Annotated in this window: 8 protein-coding genes and 2 rRNA genes; 2 read left to right on the top strand and 8 right to left on the bottom strand. The window is 62.9% G+C overall.

Annotated features, from left to right (window positions below; all coding sequences use genetic code 11):
- Window positions 1-50 precede the first annotated feature (50 nt).
- From ACEI37_RS18940 to ACEI37_RS18905, 8 genes are all read right to left on the bottom strand, one after another.
- Window positions 51-3,022, bottom strand: a 23S ribosomal RNA gene (locus tag ACEI37_RS18940).
- 324 nt (window positions 3,023-3,346) lie between these two features.
- Window positions 3,347-4,878 (bottom strand): 16S ribosomal RNA (locus tag ACEI37_RS18935).
- The 16S and 23S rRNA genes sit together here, the layout of an rRNA operon.
- A gap of 460 nt (window positions 4,879-5,338) precedes the next feature.
- Window positions 5,339-7,702 carry a DNA polymerase II gene (locus tag ACEI37_RS18930; protein WP_373380186.1) on the bottom strand — a complete coding sequence of 788 codons (2,364 nt, stop codon included), beginning with the start codon at window positions 7,700-7,702 and terminating at the stop codon, window positions 5,339-5,341.
- Window positions 7,703-7,792: 90 nt separating this feature from the next.
- Complete coding sequence (locus tag ACEI37_RS18925; protein ID WP_373380185.1) at window positions 7,793-8,284, bottom strand: VOC family protein; 492 nt, start codon at window positions 8,282-8,284, stop codon at window positions 7,793-7,795.
- Between the two features lie 181 nt (window positions 8,285-8,465).
- Window positions 8,466-9,068, bottom strand: a complete 603-nt coding sequence (locus ACEI37_RS18920; protein ID WP_373380183.1) for a glutathione S-transferase family protein — start codon at window positions 9,066-9,068, stop codon at window positions 8,466-8,468.
- Window positions 9,069-9,143: 75 nt separating this feature from the next.
- Window positions 9,144-11,159: an acetyl-CoA carboxylase biotin carboxylase subunit gene (locus ACEI37_RS18915; RefSeq protein WP_373380182.1), complete on the bottom strand. Its 2,016-nt coding sequence runs from the start codon at window positions 11,157-11,159 to the stop codon at window positions 9,144-9,146.
- Between the two features lie 31 nt (window positions 11,160-11,190).
- Entirely contained in the window at window positions 11,191-12,798 is a 1,608-nt protein-coding gene (locus ACEI37_RS18910; RefSeq protein WP_373380181.1) for a carboxyl transferase domain-containing protein, read from the bottom strand.
- 56 nt (window positions 12,799-12,854) lie between these two features.
- Window positions 12,855-14,579, bottom strand: a complete 1,725-nt coding sequence (locus tag ACEI37_RS18905) for an AMP-binding protein (RefSeq protein WP_373380180.1) — start codon at window positions 14,577-14,579, stop codon at window positions 12,855-12,857.
- Window positions 14,580-14,918: 339 nt separating this feature from the next.
- Between ACEI37_RS18905 and ACEI37_RS18900 the strand changes: the two genes are divergently transcribed.
- On the top strand, window positions 14,919-15,614 hold the full coding sequence (locus ACEI37_RS18900; RefSeq protein WP_373380179.1) for a TetR/AcrR family transcriptional regulator: 696 nt from the start codon (window positions 14,919-14,921) through the stop codon (window positions 15,612-15,614).
- A 76-nt stretch (window positions 15,615-15,690) separates the two neighbouring features.
- Window positions 15,691-16,059 carry a VOC family protein gene (locus ACEI37_RS18895; RefSeq protein WP_373380178.1) on the top strand — a complete coding sequence of 123 codons (369 nt, stop codon included), beginning with the start codon at window positions 15,691-15,693 and terminating at the stop codon, window positions 16,057-16,059.
- The last annotated feature ends 32 nt before the right edge of the window (window positions 16,060-16,091 follow it).

Below are 16,091 nucleotides of genomic sequence, written 5' to 3'. Positions count from 1 at the left end.
GTATCGAGGCACAAGGCGATCGCTCTACCCGTGTGAAACACACTGGTTATAGGATCAAGCCTTACGGGCAATTAGTACTGGTTAGCTTAACGCATTACTGCGCTTCCACACCCAGCCTATCAACGTCCTGGTCTCGAACGACCCTTCAAGGAGGTCAAGCCTCCAGGGAATCCTCATCTTCAGGCGAGTTTCCCGCTTAGATGCTTTCAGCGGTTATCTCTTCCGTACATAGCTACCCTGCGATGCCTCTGGCGAGACAACAGGTACACCAGCGGTACGTCCACTCCGGTCCTCTCGTACTAGGAGCAGCCCCCGTCAAGATTCCAACGCCCACGGCAGATAGGGACCAAACTGTCTCACGACGTTTTAAACCCAGCTCACGTACCTCTTTAAATGGCGAACAGCCATACCCTTGGGACCGGCTACAGCCCCAGGATGAGATGAGCCGACATCGAGGTGCCAAACACCGCCGTCGATATGAACTCTTGGGCGGTATCAGCCTGTTATCCCCAGAGTACCTTTTATCCGTTGAGCGATGGCCCTTCCATTCAGAACCACCGGATCACTATGTCCTGCTTTCGCACCTGCTCGACTTGTCGGTCTCGCAGTTAAGCACGCTTTTGCCATTGCACTTTAGGTACGATGTCCGACCGTACCAAGCGTACCTTCGAACTCCTCCGTTACACTTTGGGAGGAGACCGCCCCAGTCAAACTGCCTACCATGCACTGTCCCCGACCCGGATTCACGGGCCAAGGTTAGAACCTCAAACAAACCAGGGTGGTATTTCAAGGACGGCTCCACGTGAACTGGCGTCCACGCTTCAAAGCCTCCCACCTATCCTACACAGATCGGTTCAAAGTCCAATGCAAAGCTACAGTAAAGGTTCATGGGGTCTTTCCGTCTAGCCGCGGGGAGATTGCATCATCACAAACACTTCAACTTCGCTGAGTCTCGGGAGGAGACAGTGTGGCCATCGTTACGCCATTCGTGCAGGTCGGAACTTACCCGACAAGGAATTTCGCTACCTTAGGACCGTTATAGTTACGGCCGCCGTTTACCGGGACTTCAATCAAGAGCTTGCACCCCATCATTTAATCTTCCGGCACCGGGCAGGCGTCACACCCTATACGTCCACTTTCGTGTTTGCAGAGTGCTGTGTTTTTATTAAACAGTCGCAGCCACCATTTTATTGCAACCCCTTCACCCTTCTGGCGCAGGCCAGTCAAGCTACCAGGGCGTACCTTATCCCGAAGTTACGGTACCAATTTGCCGAGTTCCTTCTCCCGAGTTCTCTCAAGCGCCTTAGAATACTCATCTCGCCCACCTGTGTCGGTTTGCGGTACGGTCTCGTATGACTGAAGCTTAGAGGCTTTTCTTGGAACCACTTCCAATTGCTTCGCAGCACTAGGCCGCTCGCCCCATAGCCTTGAATTACGCGCCCGGATTTGCCTAAGCGCCTTCTCCACTACAGGGACCGGGACTTCCAACACCCGGACAACCTTCCGCGATCCGTCCCCCCATCGCATCATACGACGGTGCAGGAATATTAACCTGCTTCCCATCAGCTACGCATCTCTGCCTCGCCTTAGGGGCCGACTCACCCTACGCCGATGAACGTTGCGTAGGAAACCTTGGGCTTACGGCGAGGGGGCCTTTCACCCCCTTTATCGCTACTCATGTCAGCATTCGCACTTCTGATACCTCCAGCATCCTTTACAAGACACCTTCACAGGCTTACAGAACGCTCTCCTACCACGCGTGCGCTCCTTTAAATCCACTAGCACGACCACCATCGATCATTGTTGGTGGCTTTGTCGATGCTGCGCATCGACAAGCTTGGTGCACTTAAAGGAACGCACGCGTCCGCAGCTTCGGTATATAGCTTAGCCCCGTTACATCTTCCGCGCAGGACGACTCGATCAGTGAGCTATTACGCTTTCTTTAAAGGGTGGCTGCTTCTAAGCCAACCTCCTGACTGTTTTAGCCTTCCCACTTCGTTTCCCACTTAGCTATATTTGGGGACCTTAGCTGGCGGTCTGGGTTGTTTCCCTCTTGACACCGGACGTTAGCACCCGATGTCTGTCTCCCGTGATTGCACTCTTCGGTATTCGGAGTTTGCTATGGCGGGGTAATCAGCAATAGACCCCCCAACCATGACAGTGCTCTACCCCCGAAGGTGAGACACGAGGCACTACCTAAATAGTTTTCGGAGAGAACCAGCTATTTCCAGATTTGTTTAGCCTTTCACCCCTATCCACAGCTCATCCCCTAACTTTTCAACGTTAGTGGGTTCGGTCCTCCAGTACGTGTTACCGCACCTTCAACCTGGCCATGGATAGATCATCTGGTTTCGGGTCTACACCCAGCGACTCAACGCCCTGTTCGGACTCGCTTTCGCTACGCCTTCCCTAATCGGTTAAGCTTGCCACTGAATGTAAGTCGCTGACCCATTATACAAAAGGTACGCCGTCACCCCCGAAAGGGCTCCGACTGTTTGTATGCATGCGGTTTCAGGATCTATTTCACTCCCCTCCCGGGGTTCTTTTCGCCTTTCCCTCACGGTACTGGTTCACTATCGGTCGATCACGAGTATTTAGCCTTGGAGGATGGTCCCCCCATCTTCAGACAGGATTTCACGTGTCCCGCCCTACTTGTCGTACACCTAGTTCCACAATCGTGTTTTCGCATACAGGGCTATCACCTGCTATGGCCGGGCTTTCCATCCCGTTCTGCTAACACCACTGCTAAAGAGTACAAGGCTCTTCCCATTTCGTTCGCCACTACTTTGGGAATCTCGGTTGATTTCTGTTCCTGCAGCTACTTAGATGTTTCAGTTCGCCGCGTTCGCTTCCCACACCTATGAATTCAGTGTGGGATGACCCATTCGGGCCGGGTTTCCCCATTCGGACATCTCCGGATCAAAGCTCGTTTGCCAGCTCCCCGAAGCTTTTCGCAGGCTACCGCGTCCTTCATCGCCTGTGATCGCCAAGGCATCCACCACATGCACTTGTTCGCTTGACCCTATAACGAGTGTGTCTCGATCGCTCGAAACAGTCGCTACAGGTTGAGTTCTCGCATTTGTGCCGTATTCCAAGTCATCTTTCGATCACTTTAAAATACATTTGGTTGATACAATCACAACCCGGTATCGCGTTTGTACTGCAGCGTCTCATCAACGCTCGCGACACCTTTACTACATCCCATATTTTTAAAGAGCAGACGATCCATCGGATCGCTTGGCAATGCCAAATGGAAACACTCAGACAAGTGCTTTCATTTGGCCACCAGGCCTTAACCAACAAGCTACCGATAAGTGTGGACGCTCAACGTTGGCTGCACGCTCTGAAAGGAGGTGATCCAGCCGCACCTTCCGATACGGCTACCTTGTTACGACTTCACCCCAGTCATGAACCCTGCCGTGGTAATCGCCCTCCTTGCGGTTAGGCTAACTACTTCTGGCAAAACCCACTCCCATGGTGTGACGGGCGGTGTGTACAAGACCCGGGAACGTATTCACCGCGGCATGCTGATCCGCGATTACTAGCGATTCCAGCTTCACGTAGTCGAGTTGCAGACTACGATCCGGACTACGATGCGTTTTCTGGGATTAGCTCCCCCTCGCGGGTTGGCAACCCTCTGTACGCACCATTGTATGACGTGTGAAGCCCTACCCATAAGGGCCATGAGGACTTGACGTCATCCCCACCTTCCTCCGGTTTGTCACCGGCAGTCTCTCTAGAGTGCCCTTTCGTAGCAACTAGAGACAAGGGTTGCGCTCGTTGCGGGACTTAACCCAACATCTCACGACACGAGCTGACGACAGCCATGCAGCACCTGTGTCCACTTTCCCTTTCGGGCACCTAATGCATCTCTGCTTCGTTAGTGGCATGTCAAGGGTAGGTAAGGTTTTTCGCGTTGCATCGAATTAATCCACATCATCCACCGCTTGTGCGGGTCCCCGTCAATTCCTTTGAGTTTTAATCTTGCGACCGTACTCCCCAGGCGGTCAACTTCACGCGTTAGCTACGTTACTGAAGAAATGAATCCCCAACAACTAGTTGACATCGTTTAGGGCGTGGACTACCAGGGTATCTAATCCTGTTTGCTCCCCACGCTTTCGTGCATGAGCGTCAGTGACGTCCCAGGGGGCTGCCTTCGCCATCGGTATTCCTCCACATCTCTACGCATTTCACTGCTACACGTGGAATTCTACCCCCCTCTGACATACTCTAGCCTGACAGTCACAAGCGCCATTCCCAAGTTGAGCTCGGGGATTTCACGCCTGTCTTATCAAACCGCCTGCGCACGCTTTACGCCCAGTAATTCCGATTAACGCTCGCACCCTACGTATTACCGCGGCTGCTGGCACGTAGTTAGCCGGTGCTTATTCTTCCGGTACCGTCATCGACCCAGGGTATTAGCCCAGGCCATTTCTTTCCGGACAAAAGTGCTTTACAACCCGAAGGCCTTCTTCACACACGCGGCATTGCTGGATCAGGGTTGCCCCCATTGTCCAAAATTCCCCACTGCTGCCTCCCGTAGGAGTCTGGGCCGTGTCTCAGTCCCAGTGTGGCTGATCGTCCTCTCAGACCAGCTACTGATCGTCGCCTTGGTAGGCCTTTACCCCACCAACTAGCTAATCAGACATCGGCCGCTCCTATCGCGCGAGGCCTTGCGGTCCCCCGCTTTCACCCTCAGGTCGTATGCGGTATTAGCTAATCTTTCGACTAGTTATCCCCCACGACAGGGCACGTTCCGATGTATTACTCACCCGTTCGCCACTCGCCGCCAGGCCGAAGCCCGCGCTGCCGTTCGACTTGCATGTGTAAGGCATGCCGCCAGCGTTCAATCTGAGCCAGGATCAAACTCTTCAGTTCAATCTCTGTATGGGTCCGAAGACCCTCGCTCTTTCGAGCGGTCGCTCACTCTCAGAAAACTGACTGACCAGATCCGAAGATCCAGTCACGTTTTGCTGTGCGAGCACTGTATAACTTTTAAGCTAAAAGACCGAAGTCTTTCGCATCCGCTATCAAGCGCCCACACTTATCGGTTGTTTGTTTGTTAAAGAACTTCGCCGCCCGGCTTTGCCGTTCAGCGCGCTGCGTTGTCAGCAGCGAAGGAACGAGACTTTAAAGAAATTTTTTCGATTAAGCAACTGATTTCGAAAAATTCTTTATTGCGCTGGACGCCCTCTTTCGAGTCAATACTTGCGCGCCGTTCCGCCCCGTTGCACCTTGCCGTGCGAACGAGGGGGCGAATCTTAATGCCTCGGGCGTCGGCCTGGCAAGCCTTTTTCCTAGGATTATCGAAAGCGCTGGCAACGGCACTTTTCCGCCCCTACGGAAACAGCGCCATCTGCCCCGACAACAGCGTCTCGAAGTCATCGTCCAGAAACGGCAGGATTGCGTCTGCAATCGGCTGCAGCTGCCGGGTCACGTAGTGGCCATAGTCGATCGGCGCGGTCCGCACTTCCAGCGGTTCAGCCCCTGCCACCGTCATCACATAGCTGATCCAGCCGCCATGCTGATACTGGCGCGGACGCCCATGGCGCTCGTTATAGTCGTCGGCAAGGCGCGCGGCGCGCACATGCGGCGGCACGTTGCGCCGGTACTCCTCGAGCCGGCGCCGCAACCGCTTGCGGTAGACCAGTTCCTCGTCCAGTTCCCCGGCCAGCGTGCGGCGCACGATGTCGCGCACATACTCCGCATACGGCTCGCGGTTGAACACTTTTTCGTAGAGCGTCTGCTGGAAACGCTGGGCCAGCGGCGACCAGTCCGTGCGCACGGTCTCCAGCCCCTTGAAAACCATCTCGCGCCTGCCGTCCGGCCGCTCCACCTGGCCGGCATAGCGCTTCTTGCTGCCCATATCGGCGCCGCGGATCGTCGGCATCAGGAAGCGCCGGAAATGGGTCTCGAACTGCAGCTCGAGCGCGCTCTCCAGCCCGTAGGTCTGCCACAGGTGGTCGCGCCACCAGTCGTTGACGTAGGCCACCAGGCTGCGCCCGATCTGCGCGGCGTCGGCTTCCGTGCGCGCGCGGCGCAGCCAGACGAAGGTGGAGTCGGTGTCGCCGTAGATCACCTCGTAGCCGCGCGCCTCGATCAGCGCCCGGGTCTGCCGCATGATCTCGTGCCCGCGCATGGTGATCGACGACGCCAGCCGCGCATCGAAGAAGCGGCAGCCGCTGGAGCCGAGCACGCCGTAGAACGCGTTCATGATGATCTTGAGCGCCTGCGCCAGCGGCTTGTTGCCGTCGCGCTTGGCGGCCTCGCGCCCCTGCCACACCCGTGCCACGATGGCCGGCAGGCAATGTTTGGTCCGCGAAAACCGCGCGCCGCGGAAGCCCGGCACCGCATCGGCATCGTCCGGATGCGCCAGCCCTTCGACCAGGCCGACCGGATCGATCAGAAAGGTGCGGATGATCGACGGATACAGGCTCTTGTAGTCCAGCACCAGTACGGACTCATACAATCCGGGGCGCGAGTCCATCACGAATCCGCCCGGGCTGGCCTCGGGCGCCTTCTCGCCGAGGTTGGGCGCGACGAAGCCCTGGCGATGCATCAGCGGCATGTAGAGGTGCGTGAATGCCGCCACCGAGCCGCCGCTGCGGTCGGCCGGCAAGCCCGTGACCGTGGCGCGCTCGAGCAGGAACGGCAGCAGTTCGGTCTTCCCGAAGATGCGCGTCACCAGCTCGCAGTCGCGCAGGTTGTAGCGCGCCAGCGCCGGCTTGTCATGGGCAAACATGCGGTCGATGGCATCCATGCGGTCGTACGGATTGTCGATCGCCTTGCCCTCTCCCAGCAGCGCTTGCGCCACCGCTTCGAGGCTGAACGATGGAAAGCTCCATGTCGCGGAGCGCAGCGCCTCGATGCCGTCGATGATCAGGCGCGCCGGCGCGCTGGCGAAGAAGTGCTGCTGCGCGTTGTGCTCGCGCCATTCCATTTCCGTGCCGCCGCGCCCCAGCCGCAGCGGCACCTGGAACCGGCGCGCCTGCTCCTGCAACACGCGCAGGTCGAACTGCACCAGGTTCCAGCCAATGATCGCATCGGGATCGTGGTCGGCCAGCCACTGGTTAAGCCGCTGCAGCAATTCGGGCCGGGTGGCGCAGTAGGTCAGCGAGAAATCGACCTCGACCGGCGTTTGCGGCGCCGGCCCCAGCACGTAAACCTGGCGCTGGCCGCAGCCTTCGAGCGCGATCGAATAGAGCTCGCCCGCCGCACTGGTTTCGATATCGAGCGACACCAGGCGCAGCGCCGGCCGGTAGTCGGCCGACGGCTTCATCTGCGCGTTGCGCAGCACGCCGGCGCCATCCGGCTCGCCGTCGAACCACACCGGCGCGGTGATGAAGCGCTCCATCAGGTAGCGCTCCGGCGGCCGGATATCGGCTTCATACACGTCGACGCCGGCATCGCGCAGCGTTCTGGCCAACTGGATCAGCTGCCGTTGCTGGGCGCAGTACAGCCCCAGCACCGGCCTGCGCTGGAAATCGCACAGCGCCAGCGGGCGCAGCTCGACCCCGCGCTCGCGCGACAGCAGTGCCTCCGCACGCTCGCGCTGCACCTGCGGCACAAAGGCGACCGATGGCTGCGGCGCCAGCCGCAGCAGGCGTGGCCCGTCATCCGTCGCCAGCCAGAATTCGACTTCGGTTCCACCTGGCGTATCGCGCCAGTGCCGGGTCAGGATGAAGCCTTGCTGAAGTGCCACGTTGCAGAAACAGGAATGGAAATTCGCGCGATGCTGGCGCACGCAAGCCGACCGCTACGCCGCGCACCGCCGGGTCAGCCGCGCGCTGCCTCAACCCGGCGCTGTGCCCCGCCTTGCCGCCTCGATGGTGGCGATGTCGATCTTGCGCATCGTCATCATCGCGTCGAAGGCGCGCTTGGCCGCGGCGCGGTCCGGGTCGGTGATCGCCGCCAGCAGCGCGCGCGGCGTGATCTGCCACGACAGGCCCCAGCGGTCCTTGCACCAGCCGCAGTCGCTTTCCTGGCCGCCGTTGCTGACGATGGCGTCCCATAGCCGGTCGGTCTCGGCCTGGTCGTCGGTCGCGATCTGGAACGAGAAGGCCTCGCTGTGCTTGAAGTGCGGCCCTCCGTTCAACCCGACACACGGGATCCCGGCGACGGTGAACTCGACCGTCAGCACATCGCCCTCCTTGCCATCCGGATAGTCGCCCGGTGCGCGCATCACGGCGCCGACTGCGCTGTCGGGAATGGTCTTGGCATAGAAGTTCGCCGCGTCCAGCGCATCGCGGTCGTACCACAAGCAGATGGTGTTCTTGCCAGGCATGTTGCGTCTCCTTGAAGGCACGGCGCCGGAGACCGGCGCCAGGTGGACCAGCGTGCCATTGCGACCGGCGCCGCTGGCCGGGACTCCAATGTCTCACACTCCGGGGGGCAATGCAGGCCGTGGCGGCGTCACACCGACGGGACGCCCGCCGGCATGCAGCGCCCGAAGCACGCCGGTATCGCTAGCCTTTGGCCGCGCGCACGAAGGCGTCGCGCGCGGTGATGCGCCCGACGTAGTCCTGGATGGAGCGGCTTTCGCGGACGCGCGGCGCACCGAACTGCCCGGCCCACGCCAGCGACGCGCCCAGATAGACGTCGGCGGCGCTGAAGCTTTCGCCGAGCACGAAGGGTCCCGGGGACAGGGCTTTTTCGATGGCGTCGATGACTTCGTCATAGTCGCCCCAGCCGACGGTTTGCTTCGGCAGCGGCGCCTGGGCACGCATCATGCGGTCGGTCAGCGCCGGCTCGAAGCAGCTGCCGCAGAAGAACAGCCACCGCAGCACCGTGCCGCGCGCGGACGAGCCCGGCGGCGGCATCAGCCCGGCTTTCGGATAGGCATCGGCGAGCCAGGCGATGATCGCGCCGTTCTCGGTCAGCACGGTGCCGTCGTCCAGCACCAGCGTGGGGATCTTGCCCATCGGATTGATCGCCAGGAAAGCCGGCGCCCGGCTTTCCCCCTTGGCGATATCGATGTGCTGCAACGCGTAGTCCGCGCCAACCTCCTCCAGCATCCAGCGCGCCACCGACGCGCGGCTCTGGGGGTTGTAGTAAAGCGTCATGGTCATACCGTCCTCCCGGCCTCGGCCCAATGGATTCGAGGCAGCAGGATAGCACCGACCCGGCGCCGTGAGTCGCCGCCGTCAGTCGCTGAACGCGAGCAGTTGCGCGCCTTCGGCAACCTGCTCGCCGATACCGTAGAGCACTTCGCTGACGACACCGTCGGCGGGGGCGCAGATGGTGTGCTCCATCTTCATCGCCTCCATCACCAGCAGCGGCGCGCCGCGCGCAACCGTGCTGCCGGCCTCGACCATCACGGCGATGACCTTGCCCGGCATCGGCGCGGTCAGCTTGCCGCCCTCGCCTTCGGCCTCGCCGGCATGCGCGAGCGGATCGAGCCACGCCAGCGTGGCGTGGCGGCCGCCATGGAACACGTGAAACTCGTCGCCATCCAGGTGGACCTGCCCGTGCGCACGCCGCGTGCCGAGGTTGACGCGGATATCGTCGGCCTGGCAGGTATAGGCAAAGGGCGCGGCCTGGTCGGCGTAGCTCAGCGTGCTGCCGCGCTCGTTGCTGTCCAGCTTCACGTCGAGCACCTGCTCGCCGTAGCCGAAGCGCAGCCTGCGCGACGCGCCGCCGTTCAGCCGCCAGGCCCCGGCTTGGGTCCACGGCGAGTGCTGGTCGGCGGCATCGATGCGGCGCTGTTGGCTCTCACGCGCCAGCAGCGCAGCCACCGCCAGCGCGATCACTTCCATGCCGACCGGCGCGGGCGGCGGGAACAGGACCGCCTCGTTGCGCTCGATCAGGCCGGTGTCGAGATCGGCGGTACGGAACGCCTCCGACTTCACCAGCCGCTGCAGGAACGCCACGTTGGTCGACAGCCCCACTACGTGGTAGGCCGCGAGCGCCTGGCGCATGCGCGCCAGCGCCTCGTCGCGGTCCTTGCCCCAGACGATCAGCTTGGCGATCATCGGGTCATAGAACGGGCTGATGGTGTCGCCCTCGCGCACGCCGGCGTCGATGCGCACGCCGGCCGGGCCGTGGGCATCCTCGCCGCGCATGAACTGCACCGCCGGCGGCGTGCGCAGGAAGCGCAGCGTGCCGGTGGACGGCAGGAACTGCTTGTCGGGGTTCTCCGCGTAGATGCGCGCCTCCAGCGCATGGCCGTCGATGCGCAGCTGGTCCTGCGTCAGCGGCAGCGCTTCGCCGGCGGCAACGCGCAGCTGCCATTCGACCAGGTCCTGACCGGTGATCATCTCGGTGACCGGATGCTCGACCTGCAGGCGCGTGTTCATCTCCATGAAGTAGAACGAGCCGTCCTGGTTGGCGATGAACTCGACCGTACCGGCGCCCACGTACCCGACGGCTTTTGCCGCGGCCACCGCTGCCTCGCCCATGGCGCGGCGACGCTCCTCGGTCATGCCGGGCGCCGGCGCTTCCTCCAGCACCTTCTGGTGGCGCCGCTGCACCGAGCAGTCGCGCTCGAACAGGTAGACGCAATTGCCGTGGGTGTCGGCGAACACCTGGATCTCGATATGGCGCGGGCGCGTCAGGTACTTCTCGACCAGCACCTTGTCGTCGCCGAAGCTGGCGCTGGCCTCGCGCTTGACCGACGCCAGCGCGGCCTCGAAGCCGTCGCCGGACTCGACCACGCGCATGCCCTTGCCGCCGCCGCCAGCGCTGGCCTTGAGCAGCACCGGATAGCCGATGCGGTCGGCCTCGCGCCGCAGCAGCGCCGGGTCCTGGTCCTCGCCGTGGTAGCCCGGCACCAGCGGCACCGACGCCTTTTCCATCAGCTGCTTGGCCGCGCTCTTGCTGCCCATCGCGTGGATGGCGGACGCCGGCGGGCCGATAAAGACCAGCCCCGCCGCGGCGCAGGCCTCGGCGAAGGCTTCGTTCTCGGACAGGAAGCCGTAGCCCGGGTGGATAGCCTGGGCGCCGGTCTCCTTGGCCATCTCGATGATGTGGTCGGCGCGCAGGTAGCTGTCGCGCGCGGCGGCGCCGCCGATATGCACGGCCTCGTCGCAGAAGGCGACGTGGCGCGCCTCGGCGTCGGCATCGGAATACACCGCGACGGTGCGGATGCCCAGCCGGCGGCAGGTGGCGGCCACGCGGCAGGCGATTTCACCGCGGTTGGCGATCAGGATCTTGTTGAACATTGAGCTTCCTAGTCGTTGTGACATGCCACGATTACATGCGGAACACGCCGAACTTCATCTCGTCGATCGGCGCATTGAGGCTGGCCGACAGGCCCAGCCCCAGCACCGTGCGCGTCTGCGCGGGATCGATCACGCCGTCGTCCCACAGCCGCGCGCTGGCGTAGTACGGGTGGCCCTGGTGCTCGTACTGGTCGCGGATAGGCTGCTTGAAGGCGTCCTCTTCCTCCGCGCTCCACTTTCCGCCCTTTGCTTCGATGCCATCGCGGCGCACCGTCGCCAGCACGCTCGCGGCCTGCTCGCCGCCCATCACCGAGATGCGCGCGTTCGGCCACATCCACAGGAAGCGCGGCGAATACGCGCGCCCGCACATGCCGTAGTTGCCGGCGCCGAACGAGCCGCCGATGATCACCGTGAACTTGGGCACCTGCGCGGTCGCCACCGCCGTCACCATCTTGGCGCCGTTGCGCGCGATGCCCTCGTTCTCGTACTTGCGCCCGACCATGAAGCCGGTGATGTTCTGCAGGAACACCAGCGGGATCTTGCGCTGGCAGCACAGCTCGATAAAGTGCGCGCCCTTGAGCGCCGACTCCGAAAACAGGATGCCGTTGTTGGCGACGATGCCGACCGGATAGCCCCAGATGCGCGCGAAGCCGCAGACCAGCGTGGTGCCGTAGCGTGCCTTGAACTCGTCGAACTCGGAGCCGTCGACCAGGCGCGCGATCACCTCGCGCACATCGTACGGCTTGCGCGTATCGGTCGGGATCACGCCATACAGCTCTTCCACCGGATACAGCGGCTCGACCGGCTCGTGCAGCCGGATCTGGTCCGGCTTGCGCCGGTTCAGGTGCTGCACGATATTGCGCGCCAGGCTCAGCGCATGGTGGTCGTTCTGCGCGAAGTAGTCGGCCACGCCGGACAGGCGCGTATGCACGTCGGCGCCGCCCAGGTCTTCCGCGCTGACTTCCTCGCCGGTGGCGGCCTTCACCAGCGGCGGGCCGCCCAGGAAGATGGTGCCCTGGTTCTTGACGATAATCGACTCGTCGCTCATCGCCGGCACGTAGGCGCCGCCCGCGGTGCACGAGCCCATCACCACCGCGATCTGCGGGATGCCGCGCTTGGACAGGTTGGCCTGGTTGTAGAAGATGCGGCCGAAGTGGTCCCGGTCGGGGAACACTTCGTCCTGGTTGGGCAGGTTGGCGCCGCCGGAATCGACCAGGTAGATGCACGGCAGGTGGTTCTCTTCGGCGATCTCCTGCGCGCGCACATGCTTCTTGACCGTCATCGGGTAATACGTGCCGCCCTTGACGGTGGCGTCGTTGCAGACGATCACGCATTCCTGCCCGGCGACGCGGCCGATGCCGGTGATGATGCCGGCGCCGGGCGCGGCATCGTCGTACATGTCGTACGCCGCCAGCTGCGACAGCTCCAGGAACGGCGTGCCCGGGTCGAGCAGCTGCTGCACGCGCTCGCGCGGCAGCAGCTTGCCGCGCGCCAGGTGCTTGTCGCGCGCGGCCGCGCCGCCGCCTTCGGCCAGCTTGGCGATCTTTGCCTGCAGGTCGGCAACCAGATCCTGCATTGCCTGCGCATTGGTCCTGAACGACTCGGAGCGGGCGTTCAGCTTGGTTTCAATTACCGCCATAGGGGCCTCGGGCAGTCGGTTATCGGTTGTGTAGGGTTATCTCTCGGGCGCTGCGTTCAAGCCGTCCTGGATTCATCGAGGTTCAGCTCGCGCACCATCTGGTCGCGCATCACGAACTTCTGCACCTTGCCGGTCACGGTCAGCGGCATCTCGTCGACAAAGCGGATGTAGCGCGGAATCTTGTAGTGCGCGATCTGGTCGCGGCAGAACGCGCGGATCTCGTCTTCGGTGGCGCTCTCGCCCGGCTTCAGCACGATCCACGCGCACACCTCCTCGCCGTACTTGGCATCGGGCACGCCGAACACCTGTACCGCCTGGACCTTGGGATGGCGGAACAGGAATTCCTCGATCTCGCGCGGGTAGATGTTCTCGCCGCCGCGAATCAGCATGTCCTTGACGCGGCCGACGATATTGCAGTAGCCCTCTTCGTCAATGGTGGCCAGGTCGCCGGTGTGCATCCAGCCGTCGCGGATGGCTTCGGCGGTGCGGGCCTCGTCGTCCCAGTAGCCCAGCATCACCGAATAGCCGCGCGTGCATAGCTCGCCTTTCTCGCCCACCGGCACGGTGGCGCCGCTGGCATCGACGATCTTGACCTCCAGGTGCGGCTGGACCCGGCCCACCGTGGTGGTGCGCTTGTCGAGCGGATCGGTGGTGCTGCTCTGGAACGACACCGGGCTGGTCTCGGTCATGCCATAGGCGATGGTCACCTCGGACATATGCATCTGCGCCACCACCCGCTTCATGGTTTCGATCGGGCATGGCGAGCCGGCCATGATGCCGGTGCGCAGCGAGGAGAAGTCGTAGTCGGCGAAACGCGGATGGTCCAGCTGCGCGATAAACATCGTCGGCACGCCGTGCAGCGCGGTGCAGCGCTCTTCGCTGACCGCGCGCATGGTGGCCTCGGGGTCGAAGGCCTCGCCCGGGAACACCATCGCCGCGCCAGTCGACACACACGCCAGCACCGACAGCACCATGCCGAAGCAGTGGTAGAACGGCACCGGGATGCACAGCTTGTCCTGCTCGGAGAAGCGCATCGCCATGGCGATAAAGCGCGCGTTGTTGACGATATTGCGATGCGTCAGCGTGGCGCCCTTGGGTGCGCCGGTGGTGCCGCTGGTGAACTGCACGTTGATCGCATCATGGCGGTCGAGTTGCGCCGTGATGCGGTCGAGTTCCTCTCGCGCCACGCCGGCGCCCCGCGCCAGCACCTCCGCATAGCGGATCATGCCGGGCGTGTCGCCCTCGCCCATGCGGATCACCCAGCGCAGCGACGGCAGCCGCGCGGCCTGCAGCGCGCCCGGTGCACTGGTGGCCAGTTCCGGCGCCAGCGCCTGCAGCATGTCGAGGTAGCGCGAGGTCTTGAAGGCCTCGGCGGCAACGACCGCCTTGACGCCGACCTTGTTCAGCGCGTACTCCAGCTCCGCCAGCCGGTACGCCGGATTGATGTTGACCAGTACCAGACCCAGCCGGGCCGTGGCGAACTGCGTCACCAGCCACTCCACCCGGTTGGGCGCCCAGATGCCGACGCGATCGCCCCGGACCAGCCCAAGCGCATGCAGCCCGGCCGCCAGCGCATCGATGGCTTCGGCAAACTCGCGCCAGTTCCAGCGCACGCCCTGCTCGCGAAAGACCACGGCCTCGCGTTCCGGGAATGCTGCCACGGTCTGCGCCAGCAGCGCCGGCACGGTCTGCTCGGATAGCGCAATGCTGGTGTCGCCACGGACGTGCGACAGCCCGCCGATCGGCAGAATGGTGGGAAGCGGCTCTCCCTGCATCTTCATTGTTGTCTCCAAAGCGCTCGGTTTCGACTTGAGTTGAGCGTAACTCAAGATCGCGAATATCGCCGGGGTGATTGGCCCAGTCCGGGTTAACCCCGTGAAGCTGCTGTGAGTGCTGCCGGATGGTCCATCGACTTCGGTCTCATCACATCGGAATGACGAAAAGGTATACGGGCTGCCGGGAAAATTCAACATTAATTTGAGGCTTACTCAACTTCGCGCCAGAATGGGGTACGATGTGACGGCAGTGCGCGGCCACCGCCGGTCCGCGCTGCCGCAGTTCCGCGCCCTGCCGGGGATGCGGCCTATCATTCGTGCCTTCGCCTGCCGGAAACCGCCACCATGGAAGACAACGCCGCCACCCGCCGGATCCCGTCCGGGGCCAGGGCGGAACAACGCATCCGCGACATCCTGCGCGTCAGCCGCGAGGTGTTCGCCGAACTGGGCTACGACAAGACCACCACCACCGAGATTGCCCAGCGCCTGGGCGTGTCCGAGGCCACGGTGTTCACGTACTTCCAGAGCAAGCGCAAGCTGTGCGTGCGGGTCATCGAGGACTGGTACGACGAAATCATCGACGCGGTCGAGCGCGGCATGCCGCGCGACCAGAGCACCAGGGCGCAGCTGGCGTTCTACGTGAAGACGCACCTGCGCCTGTTCCTGATCCAGGGGACCGGGCTGTGCGCGCTGGTGCTGTCGGAGGGACGGGCCAAGGGGCCGGAGCTGGGGCAGGAGTTCGTGCCGCTGCAGCGCCGCTATACGGCGCCGCTGATGGAGCTGCTGGCGCGCGGCCGCGAACATGGCGAGATTCGCGCCGACCTGCCGCTGAGCCTGTTGCGCTCCGCCATCCTGGGGCCGATGGAGCATATCCTCTGGGATGCCATCGCGCGCGAGCGCGAGGTCGATATCGACAAGACCGCCGCGGGCATGGTGGCCCTGCTGTGGCCCGCGCTGCAGCCGGCGAATCTGGAGCTGGAGGCGCTGCGCGCCTTTCATGGCGAAGTCGGCGCGGCGCTGAGGAAGCTGGACGGCAGCTGACCGGTGCGCCGGGCGGGGCGCGCAAAATCCTTGTACGCTGGGAGGAGGCGTTCATCCCCAGCACGGAGATTGCGACATGGCCATCCAGCTCAACCACACCATCGTCTTCTCTCACGACAAGCAGGTCTCGGCCGACTTCCTGTGCGAGGTGCTGGGCCGCCCGCCGGCCGAGCCGTTCGGGCCCTTCCTCGGCGTGGCGCTCGACAACGGCGTGACCCTTGACTTCATGGACGCGGAAGGCGAGATCGCCATGCAGCACTATGCCTTCCTGGTCAGCGATGCCGAGTTCGACCACGGTTTTGCCCGGGTCCGCGCGCACCAGCTCACCTACTGGGCCGACCCGTACCGGCGCCGCCCCGGCGAGGTCAGTACCGATGACGGTGGCCGGCGCATCTATTTCGAGGATCCCAGCAAGCACTTCCTCGAAATCTTCACCAGGGGCTGAAGCCGACGCGGCCTTGCCGGCCTTTGGCGAGA

This window comes from Cupriavidus nantongensis (assembly GCF_041726985.1).
GTDB lineage: Bacteria > Pseudomonadota > Gammaproteobacteria > Burkholderiales > Burkholderiaceae > Cupriavidus > Cupriavidus nantongensis_A.
Note: the sequence above shows the minus strand (reverse complement) of the source record. Positions and strands in the feature narration are given on the sequence as shown.